This is a genomic window from Polynucleobacter sp. HIN11, from assembly GCF_030297675.1.
Classification (GTDB): Bacteria; Pseudomonadota; Gammaproteobacteria; order Burkholderiales; family Burkholderiaceae; genus Polynucleobacter.
Genome location: NZ_AP028142.1, coordinates 735,248 through 754,579, shown reverse-complemented (window position 1 = coordinate 754,579; position 19,332 = coordinate 735,248). Strand labels below are relative to the sequence as shown.

The following is a 19,332-nucleotide window of genomic DNA, read 5'->3' as shown; positions in this document are numbered from 1 at the left end:
CATACTCATAATTTTAATAGACGGATGTGCACAAACAAAAAATGGTTTTGTGTTTAGAATGCCATGATGAATTCCTCTACATCCCAAACTAATCGTCCTCTACCCCTCGCCGGTGTTAAGGTTCTTGATGTGAGTCAAGTCATGGCGGGCCCCTACTGCTGTATGTTGCTCGCCGATATGGGCGCCGATGTCATCAAGGTCGAGCCACCAGGCTCAGGTGACCAAACCCGTGGTGCCATGGGTTTTAAGATGAAAGGCCCCGATAGCATGGGCTTTTTGAACATGAATCGCAATAAACGTAGCATTGCGATTAATCTGAAGTCCGATGCTGGCAAAGAGATTTTGTTTGAGTTGGCCAAGGACGCTGATATTTTGGTGGAGAACTATCGCCCGGGGGTCATGAAACGACTGGGTGTTGGTTACGAGGCAATGCGCAACATCAATCCCGCACTGGTATACGTCAGCATCTCGGGTTTTGGCCAAAGTGGTCCATGGGCAGAGCGTCCTGGTTTTGATTTAATGGCTCAAGCGATGTCCGGAGTAATGAGTGTGACCGGCCATGGCGATGGCAAACCCGTCAAAGCCGGTGTTCCCGTTGCTGATATTGGCTGCGCACTCTTTGCGGTCTATGCGGCTCTGTCAGCGTATATTGGAGCCAAGAGCACGGGCCAGGGTCAATACATTGATGCATCCTTATTTGATTCAGCACTGGCGTTCTCGATTTGGGATACCTCCGAGTACTGGGGCACCGGTCAACCTCCTATTGCACTGGGTACGGCCAACCGTATGACTGCGCCTTATCAAGCTGTGAAAGCAAAAGATGGTTACTTCGTGATGGGTGCCACGAATAACAAGCTTTGGCAAAAACTCTGTGACATCTTGATGCGCCCAGATCTGTTACAGAACCCTGATTACCAAACGATTGCTGGTCGACTCGGTCATCGCCAAGCACTAATCACTGAACTTGAAAAATCCTTTGCTAATAAAGATGCAAGTGAGTGGATTGATCTGATGTTGGCTGAGGGAATTCCGGCTGGGCCAATCTTAGATTATCCGCAGGCTTTTGAGAGCGAGCATGGTAAGCATCGCCAAATGAAGATTGAGATTGATCATCCGCTGGAGGGCAAAGTTCCTAACATCGGCTTTGCGGTCAAGATGCAAGGCACCCCGCAGCAAATTCGTCGTCATCCTCCCCTATTGGGCGAGCATACCCAAGAGGTTTTAGAGCAGGCTGGATTTACCTCGGATCAAATTGAATCACTACGCGCACAGGGTGCATTTGCTGCATGAGTGATGCAATCAATGCTCGGGTGTATTGCGAGATTAAGGACTCGATCGCACATCTCTTTTTTGATCATCCCCAAGCGCGTAATGCGATGACGCAGGCGATGTATGAGCAATTGCGCACGATTTGTTTAGAGCTTGCACAAAATCCTTCTGTGCGAGTCGCTATTTTGCGAGGAATTGGTGGTAAATCCTTTGTCTCGGGTAGTGATATTGCCCAGTTTCAATCCTTTCAAGGTGGTGCCGATGGGGTTCAGTATGAGCGCATGATTGATCACTATTTGGGGCCTCTTCAACAACTACCCATACCAACGATTGCAGTTATTGATGGACTCGCAGTTGGTGGTGGCTTAGCAATTGCGGCTTTGTGTGATTTTCGGATAGCGACTCCAACTGCAAAATTTGGAGTACCAATTGCACGCACACTTGGCAATACCCTCTCGCCGAGCAATATCGCCTGGTTAACGGCCCATCTTGGGGTTGCAATCACAAAACGCATGCTCTTACTTGCTGAGTTAATCTCGGCGCAAGAGCTTTTGACACAGGGATTTATCTACCAAACTGGTGAATCAGAGGATCTTGAGCGGATGAGTATGGATCTTGCAAAGCAATTAGCTGCTCTAGCACCAATTACTCAAAAGGCATCCAAACTCATCATGGCGCGCGTGATCGGACATTCATTACCGAATTGCGATGATTTAATTACCGAGGTGTACGGCAGCGCAGACTTTAAAGAGGGTGTAACGGCATTTTTAAGTGGTCGCCCTCCCAATTGGCAAGGGAAGTAAGGAGAACAAATGCCTGAGATTGTGCGTAATGTCTTTGGTGAGCCACTCGTACCCTGCTCGTTTGATCCGCTCACTGGCTTCTTTCGGGATGGTTGCTGCAAGACCAATGACGAGGATGTTGGCTTGCATTTGGTATGTGCAATCATGAGCGATGAATTTCTGGAGTTTAGTCATCAGCGGGGCAATGATCTGATTACCCCGAGACCAGAGTGGAACTTTCCGGGGCTTAAAGCGGGCGATCAATGGTGTTTGTGCATTACTCGCTGGCAAGAGGCTCTAGCGAATGGCTGTGCACCACTCCTTAAACTAGAGAGTACCCACATCAATGCACTTGACCATGTGGATTTTGATACCCTCAAATTATTTGCGCTCGAGAACCAGTCTGAGCTCTAAAGCCTTACACAATTTTGGTTTGGAGAGTCGGTAAGCCATCTACATGGCCTTCCAATACATCACCGCGTTGGACCGCAGCGACTCCTGCAGGGGTTCCTGAGAAGATTAAATCGCCTGGCATTAGGGTAAAGAGCGTGGACAAGTAGGCAATCGTCTCCGGTACATTCCAAATCATCATCGCAAGATCACCGTCTTGCTTCACTTGACCGTTCACCGTCAGGTAAATACGACCCTTGGATAAATGTCCGCATTGACTTACAGGCACTAAGGCCGAGCATGGTGCGGACTGATCAAAGGCTTTACCAGTATCCCAAGGACGACCCATTTTTTTGGCTTCGCCTTGCAAATCACGACGGGTCATGTCGAGTCCCAAACCATAGCCCCACACATGATCTAAGGCTTGGTCTACAGGAATATTCGCTCCACCTTTACCCAAAGCGACAACCATTTCTAACTCGTGGTGAACATCGTTGGATAAAGCCGGATAAGCCATGTCATGACCATCGGTCACAACCGCGGTCGCGGGCTTCATGAAAAAGAATGGTGGCTCGCGGTCGGGGTCATGACCCATCTCACGGGCGTGATCAGCGTAATTGCGCCCAACGCAATAGATGCGATTGACGGGAAAGCGCTTGCTATCACCCACAACGGGCAAAGATGGAGTAACTGGGGCTGGAATAACAAATGATGTGCTCATGAATCGTCCTAATCGGGTTTTGTACAGTCTTCTGAAATCGCGAGGTCTGGATTTTTTTGTCCAAGATAAACAGCAATGATTCTAACGGACTGATTACCCAGGGGCTTACCAAAGTGGCACCAGTTGATGGCTTCCACAAACGAGGTGCCAGATCGCATAATCTTTTTGCCCTTGCTGCCGTAATCAAGCTCCAGGTCTCCGCTGGCGATATAGGCAAAGAGTGGTATGGCATGGCGATGCAATGTGGTTTGCTGACCCGGAGGAATCTCAATCTCAAAGACCTGAATCTGGGGCGTTCCACTGGGGTAACGAAAGTCTTGACCAATAATGGTCTTTGCGCTTTCCATCGGAATTGGCTTGACGCGTATCGTTTTGGAAACCTCAGCGGTTTCTTCGTTTGCCCATCCATTTCCATGAAGGCAGAGTCCTGCTGTTAGCAAGAGAATGGGTCGATTGAGCATGGGTCCGATCAAGATAGTAACTGTTTGAGCTCTTCCAAGAAGAGCTCTTCCCCATGGTTTATTTTCTCGTGCCACTGCTCACCTGCCTGATCATCGGCGGTATCACTGATAAATTTATATGAGCGCCAAGGGATTTGGTGCTGATGGGCGATTGCCGCAATGGCAAATAACTCCATATCCACCACATCAACCTTCTGCTCGATCAACCAAGGATCTATGCTGGTTACGAAGCTATCTCCAGTGCCACAGGTATATTTACCCGACTCAGATAGATATTCGGCGGGCTTGGTGCAAAACGGGGTGATGCCACGAGGTGCCAGGGGCTGCGCATTCATATCGCGCTGAATCACACGTCCGATCGTTACTAACTCACTGAGCTTGGGATTCAATCCTCCGGCAGTTCCAAAGTTAATGATCAAACTGGGTTGATAATGAATAATCGCACTTTGAGTAACCGTAGCCGCATTGATTTTGCCGATTCCGGTGTATGCCACTGCAATGTTTTTTGGAATGGTAATTGCCTCAAGTTCATTCTTAAGAGCAACTACTAGTAAGATGGGGTGTTCGATAGTCATGATTGGATTCTAAACGGATGAAGCTTGAAGACTACTTGCCTGGCATTTTGGACTTTCCGAAGCCTGGGATCGTATTTCGGGACATTGCTCCCCTACTCGCCAATGCGGATGCCTTTGCTTATACCGTTCAATCGCTAGGTAAGCTTAGCACTGAGTACTCCTTTGACTATATTTTGGGGATTGAGTCCCGGGGCTTTATTTTTGCCTCGGCACTTGCCACTCATCTTCATAAAGGGTTCGTGATGGTCCGCAAGCCCAACAAATTACCGCCCGATATCCATCAAGAATCCTATGGCTTAGAGTACGGATCAGATACTCTTGAGATCAGTAAACATATTTTGCAGCCCGGGGCTTCGGTGCTGATCGTTGATGACGTTTTGGCGACTGGCGGTACTATCGCCGCAACTGCGCGTCTTGTTCAGAAAACCGGAGCGCAAGTTGCTGCAGCGGTTTGCGTTCTTGAGATTGCTGGTTTGAATGGTTCTCAGGTTTTAAGCCAAGTGGGGATTGCTAATCGCTGCGTGATCGCTTTGTAATTAAAGCTTCACCCCTTTTTTGATGAGTAGCTCATCAACCCATGGTGCCGCATAAGTTCCGGCTTCGATCGTTTTGAGAATCTCTTGTTCTTGCTTGATCTTTTCTTGGCCAAGACGGGCTGCTTCTGCAGCAAGAGTTGGAGGAACGGCAATCACGCCGTCTTGATCACCCAAGATAATGTCTCCAGGGTTCACAATCATCCCGCCGATGGAGACGGGTATATTAATTGCACCTGGTCCATCCTTTAAGGGGCCACGCAAACTAATACCACGTGCCCAGCATGGGAAGGCTAACTCCTCGAGCGCATCGACATCGCGCACTGCACCATCGACAACGATACCGACGACGCCGCGACTTTTAGCAACGCGCGTCAAGATCTCACCAATCACCGCGCAACCGGTATCGCCCTCGGCATCAATCACCATCACATCCCCTGGACGCACCATTTGTAATGCTTTGTGAACCATGAGGTTATCTGCCGTATGAACTTTGATGGTGAAAGCATTACCGCAGACAGACATTGGCGCGCGATGAATCGGCAGAATATCCTTGGCAACCAGGGTGCGTCCCAACATATCGCTTATCACGGTGGATGGCATACCACGCAGCGCATGAATGCCTAATTCGGCAGGTTCGTGCCGTGGGTTAATTTGAATTCCGTGAATCATGAGCTACCCTCCAAAATGAATACCGTCATTGTATTCATTAGAAGTGCTGGGATTTAGATCACGCCATTGGCGCAATCACGCAGAGCTTCCGCAAAGAGCTCTGGGGATTGTGCACCCTGAATAATGAATTGATTGTTCAGAATGATCGAGGGTACCGAGTGCACGCCAAGCTGATGGTATTTTTGCTCTTGGTCTTTCACATCCTTTGCGAACTCATCAGAGGCGAGAACTTCTCGAGCGCGCCCGGCTGGTAACTGAGCACGCTCAACTGCTTCTAGCAGCTGTTCGTGCTGATCCATATCAACTGCTAAGGTGAAGTAACTCTTGAGAAGCTCTTTTTTGAGACGATGCTGGGCATCGAGATCAAATTCCACCATGGCCCAATGTAATAGACGATGGGCATTGAAGGTGTTGTAGACCCGCTTGCGACCTTCGGGATGAAATGGAAATCCTAGTTCAGCAGCACGCTGATAGATTTTCTCTTGATTGGCCTTGACCTGAGTAATGGTCGTGCCGTACTTCTCGGTGAGATGCTCAAAGACATCTTGCCCGCCTGGGGGCATATGAGGGTTTAATTCAAAGGGTTGAAACTGGATCTCCGTACTGACTTCACTTCCGAGTTCTTTTAACGCCTGTTCTAGGGATGCTAATCCAACGGCACACCAAGGACAGGCGATATCGGATACAAAGTCAATACGGACAGGTTTCAATTATTCCCAACCGCCACCTAAGATGGCACGTTTTTTATATTCCACTCTGGACTCTTCCCAGGCCTTGCCAAGCATGCGCAAGGTTTTAAGGATTGTTGCCAAGATACCAGAATTTGATCCGGCGCTAGCTCCTATTGAACCGGCAGCCAAAGTGGGTTTGATAGTTGTTGTAGTCATTTTCTTCTCCTAAGGGTTTATACCTAATAGTATACCCTAAATTCTATTGCGCTGCAACAGACGGAATAGAAAAAAGTGTTTACGAAACAGGGCTTAAGGGAAGATTAAATAAGAGGTTCTGGGGCTTGAGCTTAATCTGAGACTGATCGTTCATTGCCAGACCCAAATACACGGGTTTGCCTCGAACCTGGCTAAGCACTGGGCTCAGGTCCTTGAATTCGAGCTTAAAGAGGCAAATTAAGCGGTTAAGAACACTTTCATCAAGACTCTGCTCTTGGTACAAACCATTCAGAATCTCGGTCGCAGCAGCATCTAAGCCAACATGCCAAACCCATTTGGAGTCGGCGATCTCCTTCAACGGGGTAATCACTGTATCGATCCCTAAAAAATGCTTGATCCATTTTTCTAGAAGACGCGCCAAGGCAGGTAATGCAGGCTGATCGAAATTGAGCTGGACTGCGAAATCATAGAACTCATCACGACCCCAATAGGACTTGGCATTATCGGGATGCAATACATCCAAGTCGATCGTACGAGCAGCCAGTGATTGATTCTTTAGAAGATCAACAATATTGCCAAAGTCAGAGGCCTGTGCATTTCGCTCAATCGTTTCATGGTCTGCTGCCATTAAAACACCACCCTCCAGAATGCTGACCTTTTGGGTGCGAAAGAAGAACTCTGCCATCCTTAGTTCGTAAGGGTCTGGGTTCTCACCCAATATATGCCGAAGGAAAATTTGAGTGAGCTGGCTCACAAATAAAGGTGGGACATCGACTCCCTTCCCCTGAAACAGACTCATGTAAAAGTGCTCAAGGGAGCTTGCGGCTAATAATTTAGCTCGGTAGCGAAACCAAATTTCATAGTTAGCCTGCACGTCGTGATCGGCGATTTTCTGAATCTCAGCTTGGCTAATTTCTTCGCGTGGTGAATTCAATAGACGCTCATGGACCGCTCGTTCTTGAGCGCACGACTGTGGAATGAGACTCAGCTCCGGGCGAGCAAGATAGGTTCTAAGAAAGTCATCGGTCACCACCAGATGGTGATCTGCATTCACTTTCAATGTATCAAAACCGCTGGTGGACCAATAGTTTGGCATTGCTCTTAGGGCTGTGAGTGCATCATTAATAAGGTCATTCCAGCATTACCCTCTTTAAACAATTTGAAGTGCTTCTTTAAACCAGGTCGGCGCTTAATTACGTCACGATATAAGTCCGATTGATGCCGAAGATCCTCACCGTGATAATACTCGCTCACACGATCCGCAAAATAATTATGTTCCAAAGCCTCACGAACCTTTTTGCGGATATTGCCACCCTTCCCGCTCGAGCCATAACCATGAATCACAACCAAGGCCCGAATTTGCGCTTCACTGGCAGCCCGAATGTAATGCGTTAGTTGATCAAGGGCTTCATCGCTCGAAGGGCTATCCAGCTCTAGGTTAATGACGTCAGTATCGGAGTGTGCAAGCGGTGCAATTGGTGTATTACAAAATGGGCATTCGCCAGTAACGGGACGGGCGTTCCCACAAACCGAGCATTCGTAGGAATAGCTCATGCTTACTTAACGGCTTTATAGACGCCCATCTCTTCTAGCAGTTCATGAATCAGATCCAACCGAAGACGAGGACTCTCTTGTTCTAAGAAAAATTGCTTCTGGCCAGGGCTTAATTGCAAGAGCTCGCACCAGCGATTGGCGACCCAGCCGCATTCGTTAAAGCGATAGGGTTTACTAAAGGGCAGCTCTTTCCCAAGGGCTGCGCCCTGCTCTTTAAAAGACTGAATCACTTTACCCAATACGGTAGAGGCAATTTTGAGATCCTCTGGAACCTCCATGAAAGCATCGTCTTCGATGAAATCAACCTCGGCAACAATCAGGCCATTGCGTTTGGTTTCACTGGATTTGACACGAAAGCGCTGCTCCCCTTGGCATTGAATCATGAAGAGACTAGGCTGTACCGGATCAAATTCTTTAATCCGGGCAAAGGTTCCTACTGAATTAAATCCAATCTCTTGACCTGGCATACGCACCTCGTCCCCACTGTTTAGGGTAACCACACCAAAGCCAGAACCCTCGCGCACACACTGTTTGACCATATCGAGGTAGCGCACTTCAAAGATTTTGAGCAGCATCACTCCATCAGGGAATAAGGTGGTTCCCAGTGGAAATAGTGGAATGGTTTGGGTATGAGTGTGAATCGACATTGGATTAGGTCGCTAGGTATGACTAGCGCAGACATTGATAAATATAAATCATTGGAAATTTGTCATTGTGGGTGGTGCGGGCCTCTGAAATACGGGCGACGGATTTTCCATTCTTTTTACACTCTTTAGTTGCCAGCTCTTGTGCCTCGATCTCTTTAGCGCCCTTCACAGCCTGCACACCAATCATGCCGTCGGAACGTTGAACCACCCGAAAGCCACTCTCTGGGGTTCCGCAGGCTGATAGGCCTACTGCCATGATCAGAATTCCGGGAATCAAACGAATGTTCATGCCTATTACTATACTGCTGTTTAGTAAATTACTAAGGAGACAGTCATGAATCGTGATGCTTTTGAAAAAGGATTAAAAACCCGTCGTGAGGTACTCGGTGCCGAGTACGTGGATCAAGCGATTCGCAATGCCGATTCGTTCAACTTACCGCTCCAAGAGCTGGTAACTGAATACTGCTGGAATGAAATCTGGAATCGGCCTGGCCTTGATCGCAAAACCCGCAGCATTGTTAATTTAGCAATGCTGACTGCACTCAATCGGCCCCATGAACTCAAACTGCATGTTAAGGGTGCAATCAATAATGGTTTGACCAAAGATGAGATTGCAGAGATCTTTTTACAATCGGCAATCTATTGCGGCGTTCCGGCAGCCATTGATAGCTTTCGTACCGCCAAAGACGTCTTTAAAGAAATGGGGCTTTAAGAATTAATATACGCCTCAAGTTGCGCAATCGTAGCAGCTTGTTCTGCGAGTGCAGCTTTGAGCAAATCCCCAATCGATAGCATGCCAATCAAGCGGCCGCCATCCAATACTGGGAGATGGCGAATGCGCTTTTCTGTCACGAGTTGCATACAGTAGTCCAGGGTATCTGCTGGTTTTACTGTAATCAGTTTGGTACTCATGACATCTCGCACCAAGGTATTTTGTGAGCTTTTGCCCTGTAGAACTAATTTACGGGCGTAATCACGCTCAGTGAAAATGCCGACTAGGTTACCAAACTCAATTACCAACAGCGAGCCAATGTCTTTCTCCAACATGAGTTTTAGGGCATCAAACACATGTACATTGGGAGCAATAGTTTCGATTCGGTGATGTTTCTCTGCGAGCAGCTGGCTAACGGTTTTCATCTTGGTGCACCTTCTTGATCGATTAAGATTGATTGTGAATAGGCTTTTTACTTCCTCCTATTAGGGTTTCCATGTAAAACAATGATGCGCTCCGATCTTCTATTTGTTTATGGAACCTTAATGAGCCCCTTTAGTCATCCCAATGCAATGCAATTTCATGCGGGTGCTGAGTACTTGGGTGCAGCGCAGATGCCTGGTCTGCTCTATCGAATATCCTGGTATCCCGGCGCTACGGATCGACCCAGCGAGTCAATCCAGTTTGCAGAATCTTGGGTTTATGGAGAGCTCTGGCGCCTAAACAATATGCAATTACTGGATGTGGTTGATCGATATGAAGAATGCTCGCCCGACGATCCAAGCCCCCATGAATATCAACGCGTATTGCGCTCCATCCATCTCATTGGAACATCGGAATGGCAAATCGCTTGGGTTTATCTCTATCAACTTGATCCACGGGGCTTAGAAAGCATTAAAGGTGGGCGGTTTAGGGCTTGATCACGCAATCCTTGACGATCCCCATCGCCTTTGATTTAATGATTTAGGTGAAAGTTCATCAAGCAAGCAAGATCTATCTCATTCCCCTAACAGCAGTGGTACTGGCTGCCTGTGCTGGCGCTGATGTGCGCCCAATAGTGGACATGAAAGGTGTCAACGAAGCGCGCTATGAAAAAGATCTTGCCGAATGTCAAAACTATGCCAAGGAAGCAAGTGGTATGGGTGGTACCGCTGCGAAGGGTGCAGGCGCGGGTGCTGTCGTGGGGGGTTTGCTAGGACTTGTTACCGGCGGTAATCGCACGGAGATTGTTCAGGCTGCAGGAGCCGGTGCGGTGATCGGAGCTGCTGGTGGCGCTTATAAGGGAAATGAATCCCAAGAGGCCATTGTCAAGAAATGCCTAGTGGGTCGTGGCTATAAGGTTCTCAATTGATCTAATTCTCGCATCATGAAGAAGCGCTTGATTAACCCTTTATTGTGCGTGATGCTACTTCTATCAAGTTCCTTATTACAGGCAAGCTGGTTTGACCGTAAAGATGATCCAGTTGATTTGATCCTCAATCAAAAAGATTGTATTTATATGAAGACCTACCGCGGCAAACTGGTTAAGGGCGACTTCATTCGACCCGACCGCTGGACGGGCTCTAAATTTAGTATCGGTGAACCGACCACGATTGCAAGCTTAAAACGGATTGACAGTAAGACCGCACTCTTTACCAATGTCAACAATATTGGCGACGGCAAAGGAGTGAAGGTGTATGTATCAAAGACCGATCAGTATGTGCAGGCAAGCTTGCAAGATGGATATCCCATCATGCAATGCGAGTTACAAAAATAATTAGAGCTTGATGTCGGGATTAGCGGAAGTAATTTCTTCTCGGCCACACAGACGCATGGACCAGTTTGCAAAGCGCCTAGAATTGATACGCTTCATACCGAGCGATACTACATTGGAATGACGTGGATCACGCTGGATAGCCTCCCAAAGCAATTCCACATCCTTGGGCTTACCCTCCAATATTTGACCAAAGCGACCATTGTCAAAGGATAAAACGCCAGTGATGTTTAAGCTCTTATTGCGACGTGATGCCTTATCTACTAGCTGCATCAATGCCAAAATGCCAAACTCTTCGGTTGCATCACTGACGTAGGACAGACTGACCAAATCGAGTTCGGTGTAGCTCTCTTCAGGGAAGTATTTTGTGGCTGGTTTTGGCACAATAAGTTCATCTTAGTGTAATTCTAAGTTTTAGCAAGTATTTGAGATGATGTCTATCGATGCAGTGCAATATGCTTAGGATTTATCCTCTTCCCTCTTTTTTTGATCCTTCTCGCGTTCTTTCTTGAGATCGCGCAATTGCCACCATGCAAAGAGTAGCACCCCTCCAAATACGAGGATGACCTCAATCAGAATAATCGGTCCAAAACTTTCCATTTCATAACCCTATTCAATCACCTATTCTGAAGTAGTAAGGCTTTAATCGAGTGTAAATTTTTGTACTCCAATACCGCTTCACTCATCGATTGAATACTCGCACAGATTTGAGTGCGTTGTTCTGGGTTTTGCCAAAACACCATCAATGGGCAAACCTCAACCTTCACAAGAAATAGACTGGCTCTTCCCTGAGAGGTGTTGATTGGCATAGTGGTTTGAGTTTCTAAGCGGTAATACAGATCATCGATCCTTTGTGGTGTTGCATTTGACTTTCGTGATGGATGTTGACTGAGTTCGGGACTATTGCTAATCGTCCAGACAAAACGCCGAAAGGATCCTTGCTGAGGATCGCTCATGACATGGGCGATCTTTGGACTGGCCTGCACCAGTCGCTCCCCATCCGCAACCGGATGATGAATTTGTGCGAGTGGCATGCCAAGACGTTTAGCAGGTATCCAACTACTGGGAAAGCAAAAGCAAATGGCCGTGAGGGTATCGTTCTCCAACAGCGCAACATCCTCATTGAGGCATAGCGCCAAATCATCAATCTTCCGAATAGTTCTGGCTTCTGGCAAATTGAGAGCATGTGCCGCTTTAGTAATCAGTTCCCGCGTTTGCTCGGCGTCCTGCTGGGCACATAACTCAGACCCAAGAAGAGCAAGCTCATGGTTCTTAGCTTCTAAATAACGAGGGTCCGGATGAGCATCCATTAATGGGCCTGCATACCGGCTCATCTTTGGCGAGGTGGTATAGGGCACCTCAACTACGAAGGCAGGATGCTTAGCGGATGCGCTCAATTTTGATGCGATTGATGCTAAATAAGGAACCGATGATGGCGTTCAGAATGGCAATAAAGATGCTGGCAAAGAAGGCGGTCCAAAATCCGGAGAGGATAAAACCGTTGACCACCTGAGCAACCAGCATCAGTACCAAGGCATTAATCACCAGTAAGAAGAATCCAAGACTAAGGATGGTAAGCGGTAAGGTAAACAGGATCAATAAAGGACGGACGATGGCGTTAGCAAGGCCCAAGACAAGAGCAGAAATAATTAATGCTCCAGAATCATTAAATTGCAAGCCATCAAATACATAGGTTGCCGCCCATAGGGATAAGGACGTAATTGCCCAGGTCAGCATGAATAAGGTCATGGTTTTCTCTTCATAGGAATGATTAGAATCGAGTATAAGGAATAATCATGGCCCCACCCGACAAGTCGCAAAAACGCCCTCTTTCGCATAAAAAATTATTACTTACGAAATGGACGGCGGTCATCCCTCAACATCGAGAGAAGCATTTTCTGGTGAGCAGGGTCCATGATCCGCAATTGCCGAGCGACCAAACGATTCCGAAAAACTATGTCGAGCTCGAGGCAGTTCTAACGAAGCGGCGCTATCTTCTGCTCTGGACTGAACTGAAGGATTTAGATCGTTGGCTGCACGGATGGCAATAACAACTCTGGTTCTTGACACCAATATCGTGCTTGATCTGTTGGTGTTTCAAGATCCACGTGCCGATTGGATTCGTGATGGCATTGCTCGGGGACAGTTTGAGCTTATTTACAGCTCCGAGATGCTCCTTGAGCTCACCGACGTCATCGCCCGTCCACAATTTGCTCAGAACTCAAATGATCAATCGACTTTGCTGGGCTCCTGGACTCAGATGGCGATTCATAAACCCACGCCACCGCGCTGCTCGTATCGCTGCGATGATCCAGATGATCAACCCTTTATTGATTTGGCATATCACTACCGCCCTAGTCAATTAATGACTAAGGATCGAAAGATTTTGCAGATGCAACGGGTCTTGAGTACGCACGATGTTTGGGTTCAAAGTTACCCTGCTTAGTTGAGGATATTGATCGCGCTCCTCATCATTTGCTTCGTTGCAATAAAAGAGTAAAAACATTGGCTTATACCGATTTGCTTAAATCGATTATTGATAAATAAATTTCATGATTGGTTTCCTTGACAGCACTTGGTGACGCCCCTAAGATGAAATCGTGGTGTCGCAGTCATTGTGTGACCCGCCTGGTAGCAATACCAGCTTTAATGGGTACATTCTTGTGCCCTTCTCAATACGGGACAGCAAACTCCCGTAGCGACGATAACCACTCAGAAGAGTGGTACGGCCCGGCGGCATACCCGTCGGGCTTTTTGCTAAGGGCAATTCAGTTTCAGCGTTGAGGCGCGCTGATTGGCGCTCTCTGCCATCATCTCAAAACGCTTACTCATTTGGTTCTTAATAAAGTACTCAATAATGAAATTTGGTACTATGGAATCGAGCTCGACATTGGCTCGAAACTGGAAACGGGTTGCATTGCCTTCGGGCTCGATGCGCCACGTTCCTTGATATAACTTGGCGTCACCACTAATTTGTTCAAAGTCGATGATTTGATCTGAGAGCTCTTTGTACTGAACCGTGGAGCGTAACTCAATTGGGATTAAGAGGATGCGGTCCTCCACCACGCGCTCTACGATGACTTGGTTTCCACTGCGCTTCACAATCTTGGATTCTTTAATTCCTGGTATCGACTTCGCACCCTCGTAGTCCTTCAGGTATAGCAAGGCCTGGCATGGGGTCAAGGCAACTTTGTAATTGGCAATGATCTGAAACCGATCTCCTTTGGGGTAGACCTGAAGATTGAGATCATAGGAATTAGATGAGGGCCATGCCAGGGAACAAGATGCCCAAAGCAAAATACTGCAAAGCGTTCTAAACAACATTGGTAACGCGGATTAATTAAATGGGATGGTGATTAATCCCTCGCGTGGGTTCATGGGCTGCGCTGAATTATCTTCTAAGGACTTCGCTTCCGCTTCACCACGCGTGTCGCTTTGATAATTGGGGCCAATAATGATGCCTTGCGGAGGAGTCTCTGGTGGTAATGGCTTAGGTTTGCCCATGACCCCTTGTGGGGGCACTAAAGGTTGCTCGTTAATAGCTTTTAGCTCGTTGGGCTGTAGCGGTGATACTTGCGCAAGCGCTAGATTAGCGGTGGCGGCTGATATCAGAAAACTGGAGAGGGAAATAGATAGGCGCATCCCCGTATTAAACCACTCTTTGGGCTCACCTAAAATGATTGATTAAATTAATTAGGATTCATTTGTATGCCAGCTACCCGAGATGAAATTGCTGCCTTCTTTAAGAAGGATTTTCCACAAACTAAGTGTCAGATTCTGGAAGTGGGTAACCGTGCGGCATTAGTTACTCATCCGGTAGGTCACGGTGAGCTACGCCCAGGAGGAACGGTTTCAGGACCCACCATGATGGCGCTCGCTGATGTTGCACTTTATGTGGCGATTCTGGGTGAAATTGGTATCGTGCCACTTACTGTCACTACTAGCTTGAATATCAATTTCTTAAGACGACCCCAAGCCAGCCCTGAAATTCGTGCTCAGTCTCGACTTCTAAAATTGGGTAAGAGCCTGGTGGTTGGGGAGGTCTTCATTTACTCAGGATCCGATCCCGATCCAATTGCCCATGCGACTGCAACCTACTCGATACCCCCGCAATCCTGAACTTATTCTTTGCGTTTAAAGATACCGATCACGGTAGCCAAGATTTTTGGTGAAAGTGACAATGCAAAGAGGACATCCACAATAAAGAACCATGATCCCCGGCTTAGCTCAATGATCGCGAGGACCACAAAGATTGCCATCATCACGCGGCGCAGCGTATCGGTGGGGAAATAGCCCATGGTTCTTCCTTTTGTTAAATAGTTCTCAGTTTAGAGGATTTGGGCAACGTCCCCAAAGGCTAAACGAGGCCCTCGTGGGTAAATTCCGCTCGGATTGGCGACACCAATGTTCATTAAGAAATTAGCGTGATAGCGCCCATCCGGAAAAAATGCTTGATTGACTTTAGCCGGATCAAATCCCGACATCGGCCCACAATCCCAACCTAAGCTACGCGCAGCGAATAGCAAGTAAGCGCCTTGCAAGGAGCTATTACGCAGAGCAGCTACTTCGGTTACCGCTGGCTTTCCCTCAAAGAAGGATTTAGCGTCCATGGCCGGATATAGGCTTGGTAAGTGTTCATAAAATTGTGTGTCGTAGGCAATGATGACAGTTGCCGATGCACTTTTCACTTGAGCAACGTTTCCCGGGCTTAACGCTGGCAATAAGCGCTCTTTTGCCGCTTCACTTCGCAAAAAGACATAGCGTCCGGGCTGCGCATTAAACGCGGTCGGCCCCCATTTCATCAACTCATACAACCGGCCAATTTGTTCGTCACTGATGGGGTGTGATTCAAAGGCGTGCACGGTTCTTGCCTCAGTAAAGAGCTGCTCTTGGACAGAAGTCGGTATGGGCTTGGTCATTTTGTTTTGGTATCACTCAAAGGATCTAAAATGGAGAATTCTGATCATAATCCAAGCATCCGCCATGAGCTCATCCAAACCCTTGACCGCCACCCTCATCCCCGGAGATGGAATCGGCCCCGAGATCGTCGAGTCCACCATCCAGATCTTTGAAACTCTAGGCAGCCCGTTTGCCTGGGATGTTCAGCAAGCTGGGGTTGCGGGCGTTGAGGCGCTGGGTGATCCTTTGCCTGCCCAAACCCTCGAGAGTATTCGTAAGAATCATCTGGCCTTAAAGGGTCCCCTGACTACGCCAGTTGGTGGCGGCTTTCGCTCCTCCAATGTGCGCTTGCGTGAGGAGTTTGAGTTGTATGCCAACGTGCGCCCAGCTAAAACAATGATCCCGGGTCGCTATGAAGACATCGATATCGTTCTAATTCGAGAGAACTTGGGCGGCTTTTATGTAGCCCATGAATACTTAATACCAGTTGGTGACAATCCTAAAGCCGTAGCTGTATCAACCGGCATGAACACCTATGAAGGTAGTAAACGGATTGCACGCTTTGCTTTTGAGTATGCCCTCAAGAATGGTCGTAAGAAGATTACCGTCGTGCATAAAGCCAATATTCTGAAGCTCCTTACTGGTATCTTTCTGGATGCTGCACGAGATGTATCTAAAGAGTATGAAGGTCGAGTTGAGATGGACGACATGATTGTGGACGCATGCGCCATGCAGCTGGTCATGAATCCCTGGCGCTTTGATATGTTGTTATGTACCAATCTCTTTGGCGACATTTTGTCCGATCAAATTGCAGGCTTAGTGGGCGGTCTTGGAATGGCACCCGGTGGGAATATTGGAACCAACACAGCAATCTTTGAAGCCGTGCACGGCTCAGCTCCCGATATTGCGGGCAAAGGGATTGCTAATCCGATCTCCATTCTGTTGGCATCGGCCATGATGCTTGATCATGTGGGCAAACAGGATTTAGCAACGCGTTTGCGTACTGCCATTATCGATACACTCAATGTTGACCAGATCCGCACTGGGGATCTCAAGGGTAAGGCAACGACTAAGGAGTTTACCGACGCAGTCTGTAAGCGTCTCGTTAATTAGTTATTTGCCTTTTTTACGACAGGCCTCAGAGCAGTACAACACACTCTCCCAGTTTTTGGCCCAAGACTTACGCCAAGTCATAGTGCGACCACATACAGCACAAGGCTTACTGGGTAAATAGCTTTTATTGCCTTTAAAAGATTGCTTCACGGCTTCGTAGTACTTACTTTTTTAACCCAATTCAACACTTGCGGAGCAGCTTCCTCTGGGGTTGTGGCGTGGTCAGCGCTAACTACCACATAGGTATTATTGGGGTTTGGTGGCACACGATCAAATGCATAGGCAGATCCTGATGGATACAGAGGGTCTAAACGCCCGATGACCCACATAAAAGGCGTGCTTTTCTTGAATTGTGAAGCGGTTAAGGTCATGTTACCAAGTCCATTAGGATTAAAGTAACTCCAAAATACATCAGCCCGAATTTTAAAATCTCTCTGTCGACCTTGATTCAGATCCGTAAATGAAATTAAGGCATCTGGTTTTCCATCGGCAATAGCCTTTTGAGCACGCTCCAAGTCGGATCCGGTCATGCCACGCTCATACATCAAACTTGGGGAGTGTCCAGGCGCTAAAGCAATAATGGCATCGGCATCACCAATATAGGCCTGATATGCCATGGCAGCATTTGCCCCAAAACTCTGTCCGCCGATAAAAACTAGGCGATAACCTTTTGTTCGATACCCTTTAACACTTCCTGCTAATTGATTGAGGGCACTCTCGTAGGTTTCATCGTAGTTACGGTTTCGAGACCATGGCATTTCGCGAAGCTCAACCTCGCATACTGTACTTACTTGCTTGGCTAATTCCTTAAGATAGGGAGATTGCGGGCCGCCCCACTTGCCATGCATCAAAACAAATACACAGTCCTTAGTGGCGGACTGAGCAAAGCTTGTGAAGCAAAGAAGAATCGAGGCTAAAGCGAGCCGACAAATAAGAGGAAGTTGCATTGAGTTCTTCCTTCCAGTGATTGGCGGAGACGAGAGGATTCGAACCTCCGATCCGTGTTTTAGCACAGATGCTCCCTTAGCAGGGGAGTGCCTTCGACCAGCTCGGCCACGTCTCCGTATTACTTCAATACCACTAGTTTACTTCTGATCCAATTCAAAGGCTTTATGGAGAGCTCTGACTGCGAGTTCCATGTATTTCTCATCAATCACGACTGAGATCTTAATCTCACTGGTTGAGATCATCAAAATATTGATGCCCTCCTCCGATAAGGTTCTAAACATCTTACTAGCTACACCAACGTGGGAACGCATTCCAACGCCAACCACGGATACTTTCGACACCTTGGGATCGCCAATAATGTCTTTGGCGCCAATATGCGCTTGCACACTCTTTTTCAGCAAATCGAGGGCTTTTTGATAATCAGCACGCGGCACTGTAAAAGTGAAATCGGTCTTACCCTCAACCGATTGGTTCTGAATAATCATGTCCACATCAATATTGGCTTCAGCAATGGGGCCCAAGATTTGATAGGCGATACCAGGGCGATCTGGTACATCAATCACAGTGATCTTGGCCTCATCGCGTGCAAATGCGATTCCTGAGATAACAGCGGCTTCCATGGTGGTATCCTCTTCAAAGGTAATTAAAGTACCCGACTTCATTTCTTGATCAAGGGGAATTAGTGGATCAGTCAGCGATGACAACACACGGGTCTTCACTTTGTACTTACCAGCAAACTCCACTGAGCGTATTTGCAAGACCTTGGAGCCAAGGCTTGCCATTTCCAGCATCTCTTCAAAGGTAATCTGATCGAGGCGACGCGCGTCCTCACAAACACGAGGGTCAGTGGTATATACGCCATCCACATCGGTATAGATTAAGCACTCATCAGCTTTTAGAGCAGCGGCAACAGCAACTGCTGAGGTGTCTGAACCGCCACGACCTAGTGTGGTCACGTTACCTTGAGGATCAACCCCTTGAAATCCGGTAATGACCACGGCCCTGCCAGCATCTAAATCTTTTTTGATCTTGGCATCATCAATGCCCATGATGCGAGCCTTGGTGTAGGCCGAATCGGTATGAACCGTGACCTGCCAACCTGAGTAACTAATCGCATCAATTCCTTGCTCTTGGAGAGCGATCGCAAGCAGACCGGAGCTGACCTGCTCACCGGTTGCGGCAATTTGATCGAGTTCTCTAGGGTTTGGGGAAGTGCTTAGTTCTTTTGCGAGCCCCAAAAGACGATTGGTCTCACCTGACATGGCCGATGGCACCACCACCACCTGGTGACCAGCCCGCATCCATTTCGCAACCCGTTTGGCCACATTTTGGATGCGCTCGATGGATCCCATCGAAGTGCCGCCGTACTTATGAACTATTAAAGACATATCCGTTTAACTGAATTGCAAAATCGAT

The 19,332-nt window shown here is 47.8% G+C and carries 34 protein-coding genes and 1 tRNA gene; 12 read left to right on the top strand and 23 right to left on the bottom strand.

All coding sequences use genetic code 11. The features are described 5' to 3' along the window. Window positions 1-66 precede the first annotated feature (66 nt). Genes QUE60_RS04045 through QUE60_RS04035 form a run of 3 tightly spaced genes read left to right on the top strand, consistent with a single transcriptional unit; the run spans window position 67 to window position 2,465 of the window. Complete coding sequence (locus tag QUE60_RS04045) at window positions 67-1,290, top strand: CaiB/BaiF CoA transferase family protein (RefSeq protein ID WP_458574868.1); 1,224 nt, start codon at window positions 67-69, stop codon at window positions 1,288-1,290. Continuing rightward, the gene (locus QUE60_RS04040; RefSeq protein WP_286227364.1) at window positions 1,287-2,072 is read left to right on the top strand and encodes an enoyl-CoA hydratase/isomerase family protein; all 786 of its coding nucleotides are present in this window, start codon (window positions 1,287-1,289) and stop codon (window positions 2,070-2,072) included. The genes QUE60_RS04045 and QUE60_RS04040 overlap by 4 nt, the downstream gene beginning before the upstream one ends. A gap of 9 nt (window positions 2,073-2,081) precedes the next feature. Next, a complete protein-coding gene (locus QUE60_RS04035; protein ID WP_286224605.1) occupies window positions 2,082-2,465 on the top strand; it encodes a DUF2237 family protein in 384 nt (127 codons plus the stop codon). Between the two features lie 4 nt (window positions 2,466-2,469). On the opposite strand, the gene QUE60_RS04030 is transcribed toward QUE60_RS04035, so the two are convergent. From QUE60_RS04030 to QUE60_RS04020, 3 genes are read right to left on the bottom strand one after another with little or no spacing between them, the layout of a single operon-like run. After that, window positions 2,470-3,162: a fumarylacetoacetate hydrolase family protein gene (locus QUE60_RS04030; RefSeq protein ID WP_286227363.1), complete on the bottom strand. Its 693-nt coding sequence runs from the start codon at window positions 3,160-3,162 to the stop codon at window positions 2,470-2,472. An 8-nt stretch (window positions 3,163-3,170) separates the two neighbouring features. Further along, the gene (locus QUE60_RS04025; protein WP_286227362.1) at window positions 3,171-3,623 is read right to left on the bottom strand and encodes a cupin domain-containing protein; all 453 of its coding nucleotides are present in this window, start codon (window positions 3,621-3,623) and stop codon (window positions 3,171-3,173) included. Window positions 3,624-3,631: 8 nt separating this feature from the next. Next, a complete protein-coding gene (locus tag QUE60_RS04020) occupies window positions 3,632-4,198 on the bottom strand; it encodes a 5'-methylthioadenosine/S-adenosylhomocysteine nucleosidase family protein (protein WP_286227361.1) in 567 nt (188 codons plus the stop codon). Between the two features lie 17 nt (window positions 4,199-4,215). On the opposite strand from QUE60_RS04020, the gene QUE60_RS04015 reads away from it, so the two are divergent. Then, on the top strand, window positions 4,216-4,734 hold the full coding sequence (locus tag QUE60_RS04015) for an adenine phosphoribosyltransferase (protein ID WP_286227360.1): 519 nt from the start codon (window positions 4,216-4,218) through the stop codon (window positions 4,732-4,734). Here the strand turns inward: QUE60_RS04015 and QUE60_RS04010 are convergent, their stop codons facing one another. From QUE60_RS04010 to QUE60_RS03980, 7 genes are all read right to left on the bottom strand, one after another. Then, window positions 4,735-5,403, bottom strand: coding sequence for an RraA family protein (locus QUE60_RS04010; RefSeq protein WP_286227359.1), 669 nt, complete (start codon window positions 5,401-5,403; stop codon window positions 4,735-4,737). 53 nt (window positions 5,404-5,456) lie between these two features. After that, window positions 5,457-6,113, bottom strand: a complete 657-nt coding sequence (locus QUE60_RS04005; protein ID WP_286227358.1) for a DsbA family oxidoreductase — start codon at window positions 6,111-6,113, stop codon at window positions 5,457-5,459. Beyond that, window positions 6,114-6,290 carry a hypothetical protein gene (locus QUE60_RS04000; RefSeq protein WP_286224598.1) on the bottom strand — a complete coding sequence of 59 codons (177 nt, stop codon included), beginning with the start codon at window positions 6,288-6,290 and terminating at the stop codon, window positions 6,114-6,116. Between the two features lie 79 nt (window positions 6,291-6,369). Then, window positions 6,370-7,386: a DUF6352 family protein gene (locus tag QUE60_RS03995; RefSeq protein WP_286227357.1), complete on the bottom strand. Its 1,017-nt coding sequence runs from the start codon at window positions 7,384-7,386 to the stop codon at window positions 6,370-6,372. A 5-nt stretch (window positions 7,387-7,391) separates the two neighbouring features. Continuing rightward, window positions 7,392-7,844 (bottom strand): Smr/MutS family protein, encoded by a 453-nt coding sequence (locus QUE60_RS03990; RefSeq protein WP_286227356.1) that lies wholly within the window; start codon window positions 7,842-7,844, stop codon window positions 7,392-7,394. Between the two features lie 2 nt (window positions 7,845-7,846). Then, window positions 7,847-8,491, bottom strand: a complete 645-nt coding sequence (locus QUE60_RS03985) for an LON peptidase substrate-binding domain-containing protein (protein ID WP_286227355.1) — start codon at window positions 8,489-8,491, stop codon at window positions 7,847-7,849. 22 nt (window positions 8,492-8,513) lie between these two features. Further along, complete coding sequence (locus QUE60_RS03980) at window positions 8,514-8,780, bottom strand: hypothetical protein (RefSeq protein ID WP_286224594.1); 267 nt, start codon at window positions 8,778-8,780, stop codon at window positions 8,514-8,516. 45 nt (window positions 8,781-8,825) lie between these two features. Here QUE60_RS03980 and QUE60_RS03975 point away from each other — a divergent pair, with 45 nt between their 5' ends. Then, window positions 8,826-9,203 carry a carboxymuconolactone decarboxylase family protein gene (locus QUE60_RS03975; RefSeq protein ID WP_108508318.1) on the top strand — a complete coding sequence of 126 codons (378 nt, stop codon included), beginning with the start codon at window positions 8,826-8,828 and terminating at the stop codon, window positions 9,201-9,203. On the opposite strand, the gene QUE60_RS03970 is transcribed toward QUE60_RS03975, so the two are convergent. After that, window positions 9,200-9,628 carry a CBS domain-containing protein gene (locus QUE60_RS03970; RefSeq protein WP_286224592.1) on the bottom strand — a complete coding sequence of 143 codons (429 nt, stop codon included), beginning with the start codon at window positions 9,626-9,628 and terminating at the stop codon, window positions 9,200-9,202. The genes QUE60_RS03975 and QUE60_RS03970 overlap by 4 nt on opposite strands. A gap of 81 nt (window positions 9,629-9,709) precedes the next feature. Between QUE60_RS03970 and QUE60_RS03965 the strand changes: the two genes are divergently transcribed. Genes QUE60_RS03965 through QUE60_RS03955 form a run of 3 tightly spaced genes read left to right on the top strand, consistent with a single transcriptional unit; the run spans window position 9,710 to window position 10,959 of the window. Further along, complete coding sequence (locus QUE60_RS03965; protein WP_286227354.1) at window positions 9,710-10,123, top strand: gamma-glutamylcyclotransferase family protein; 414 nt, start codon at window positions 9,710-9,712, stop codon at window positions 10,121-10,123. A 47-nt stretch (window positions 10,124-10,170) separates the two neighbouring features. Continuing rightward, window positions 10,171-10,554 (top strand): glycine zipper family protein, encoded by a 384-nt coding sequence (locus tag QUE60_RS03960; protein ID WP_286227353.1) that lies wholly within the window; start codon window positions 10,171-10,173, stop codon window positions 10,552-10,554. A gap of 15 nt (window positions 10,555-10,569) precedes the next feature. Further along, a complete protein-coding gene (locus QUE60_RS03955) occupies window positions 10,570-10,959 on the top strand; it encodes a hypothetical protein (RefSeq protein WP_286224589.1) in 390 nt (129 codons plus the stop codon). Here QUE60_RS03955 and QUE60_RS03950 read toward each other — a convergent pair whose 3' ends face one another. The 4 genes from QUE60_RS03950 to QUE60_RS03935 form a co-directional block, all read right to left on the bottom strand. Further along, the gene (locus QUE60_RS03950; protein WP_286224588.1) at window positions 10,960-11,340 is read right to left on the bottom strand and encodes a BLUF domain-containing protein; all 381 of its coding nucleotides are present in this window, start codon (window positions 11,338-11,340) and stop codon (window positions 10,960-10,962) included. It abuts the gene before it with no gap. 75 nt (window positions 11,341-11,415) lie between these two features. Then, window positions 11,416-11,556, bottom strand: a complete 141-nt coding sequence (locus QUE60_RS03945) for a hypothetical protein (protein WP_286224587.1) — start codon at window positions 11,554-11,556, stop codon at window positions 11,416-11,418. Between the two features lie 17 nt (window positions 11,557-11,573). Beyond that, window positions 11,574-12,353 carry a heme-dependent oxidative N-demethylase subunit alpha family protein gene (locus QUE60_RS03940; RefSeq protein WP_286227351.1) on the bottom strand — a complete coding sequence of 260 codons (780 nt, stop codon included), beginning with the start codon at window positions 12,351-12,353 and terminating at the stop codon, window positions 11,574-11,576. Beyond that, complete coding sequence (locus QUE60_RS03935; RefSeq protein WP_286226038.1) at window positions 12,337-12,705, bottom strand: phage holin family protein; 369 nt, start codon at window positions 12,703-12,705, stop codon at window positions 12,337-12,339. The genes QUE60_RS03940 and QUE60_RS03935 overlap by 17 nt, the downstream gene beginning before the upstream one ends. Before the next feature lie 47 nt (window positions 12,706-12,752). Here QUE60_RS03935 and QUE60_RS03930 point away from each other — a divergent pair, with 47 nt between their 5' ends. Next, window positions 12,753-13,007 carry a TIGR02450 family Trp-rich protein gene (locus QUE60_RS03930; RefSeq protein WP_286227350.1) on the top strand — a complete coding sequence of 85 codons (255 nt, stop codon included), beginning with the start codon at window positions 12,753-12,755 and terminating at the stop codon, window positions 13,005-13,007. Continuing rightward, window positions 12,998-13,402, top strand: a complete 405-nt coding sequence (locus QUE60_RS03925; protein WP_286227349.1) for a PIN domain-containing protein — start codon at window positions 12,998-13,000, stop codon at window positions 13,400-13,402. Before QUE60_RS03930 ends, QUE60_RS03925 begins: the two co-directional genes overlap by 10 nt. A 311-nt stretch (window positions 13,403-13,713) precedes the next feature. Here QUE60_RS03925 and QUE60_RS03920 read toward each other — a convergent pair whose 3' ends face one another. Next, window positions 13,714-14,280 carry an SRPBCC family protein gene (locus QUE60_RS03920; RefSeq protein ID WP_286224583.1) on the bottom strand — a complete coding sequence of 189 codons (567 nt, stop codon included), beginning with the start codon at window positions 14,278-14,280 and terminating at the stop codon, window positions 13,714-13,716. A gap of 12 nt (window positions 14,281-14,292) precedes the next feature. Next, a complete protein-coding gene (locus QUE60_RS03915; RefSeq protein ID WP_286224582.1) occupies window positions 14,293-14,598 on the bottom strand; it encodes a hypothetical protein in 306 nt (101 codons plus the stop codon). 66 nt (window positions 14,599-14,664) lie between these two features. Between QUE60_RS03915 and QUE60_RS03910 the strand changes: the two genes are divergently transcribed. Next, window positions 14,665-15,075 (top strand): PaaI family thioesterase, encoded by a 411-nt coding sequence (locus QUE60_RS03910; protein WP_286227348.1) that lies wholly within the window; start codon window positions 14,665-14,667, stop codon window positions 15,073-15,075. A 2-nt stretch (window positions 15,076-15,077) separates the two neighbouring features. Here the strand turns inward: QUE60_RS03910 and QUE60_RS03905 are convergent, their stop codons facing one another. Both QUE60_RS03905 and QUE60_RS03900 read right to left on the bottom strand, forming a co-directional pair. Further along, complete coding sequence (locus QUE60_RS03905) at window positions 15,078-15,254, bottom strand: hypothetical protein (protein WP_286226033.1); 177 nt, start codon at window positions 15,252-15,254, stop codon at window positions 15,078-15,080. 30 nt (window positions 15,255-15,284) lie between these two features. After that, window positions 15,285-15,875 (bottom strand): malonic semialdehyde reductase, encoded by a 591-nt coding sequence (locus QUE60_RS03900; RefSeq protein ID WP_286227347.1) that lies wholly within the window; start codon window positions 15,873-15,875, stop codon window positions 15,285-15,287. Window positions 15,876-15,939: 64 nt separating this feature from the next. Between QUE60_RS03900 and QUE60_RS03895 the strand changes: the two genes are divergently transcribed. Beyond that, window positions 15,940-16,968 (top strand): isocitrate/isopropylmalate dehydrogenase family protein, encoded by a 1,029-nt coding sequence (locus QUE60_RS03895; RefSeq protein ID WP_286224578.1) that lies wholly within the window; start codon window positions 15,940-15,942, stop codon window positions 16,966-16,968. Here the strand turns inward: QUE60_RS03895 and QUE60_RS03890 are convergent, their stop codons facing one another. The 4 genes from QUE60_RS03890 to QUE60_RS03875 form a co-directional block, all read right to left on the bottom strand. Beyond that, a complete protein-coding gene (locus QUE60_RS03890; RefSeq protein ID WP_286224577.1) occupies window positions 16,969-17,118 on the bottom strand; it encodes a DUF2256 domain-containing protein in 150 nt (49 codons plus the stop codon). Beyond that, complete coding sequence (locus QUE60_RS03885; protein ID WP_286227346.1) at window positions 17,115-17,915, bottom strand: alpha/beta hydrolase; 801 nt, start codon at window positions 17,913-17,915, stop codon at window positions 17,115-17,117. The genes QUE60_RS03890 and QUE60_RS03885 overlap by 4 nt, the downstream gene beginning before the upstream one ends. 21 nt (window positions 17,916-17,936) lie before the next feature. After that, a tRNA-Ser gene (locus QUE60_RS03880) sits at window positions 17,937-18,031 on the bottom strand. Window positions 18,032-18,053: 22 nt separating this feature from the next. Next, window positions 18,054-19,304: an aspartate kinase gene (locus tag QUE60_RS03875; protein WP_286224557.1), complete on the bottom strand. Its 1,251-nt coding sequence runs from the start codon at window positions 19,302-19,304 to the stop codon at window positions 18,054-18,056. Window positions 19,305-19,332 lie beyond the last annotated feature (28 nt).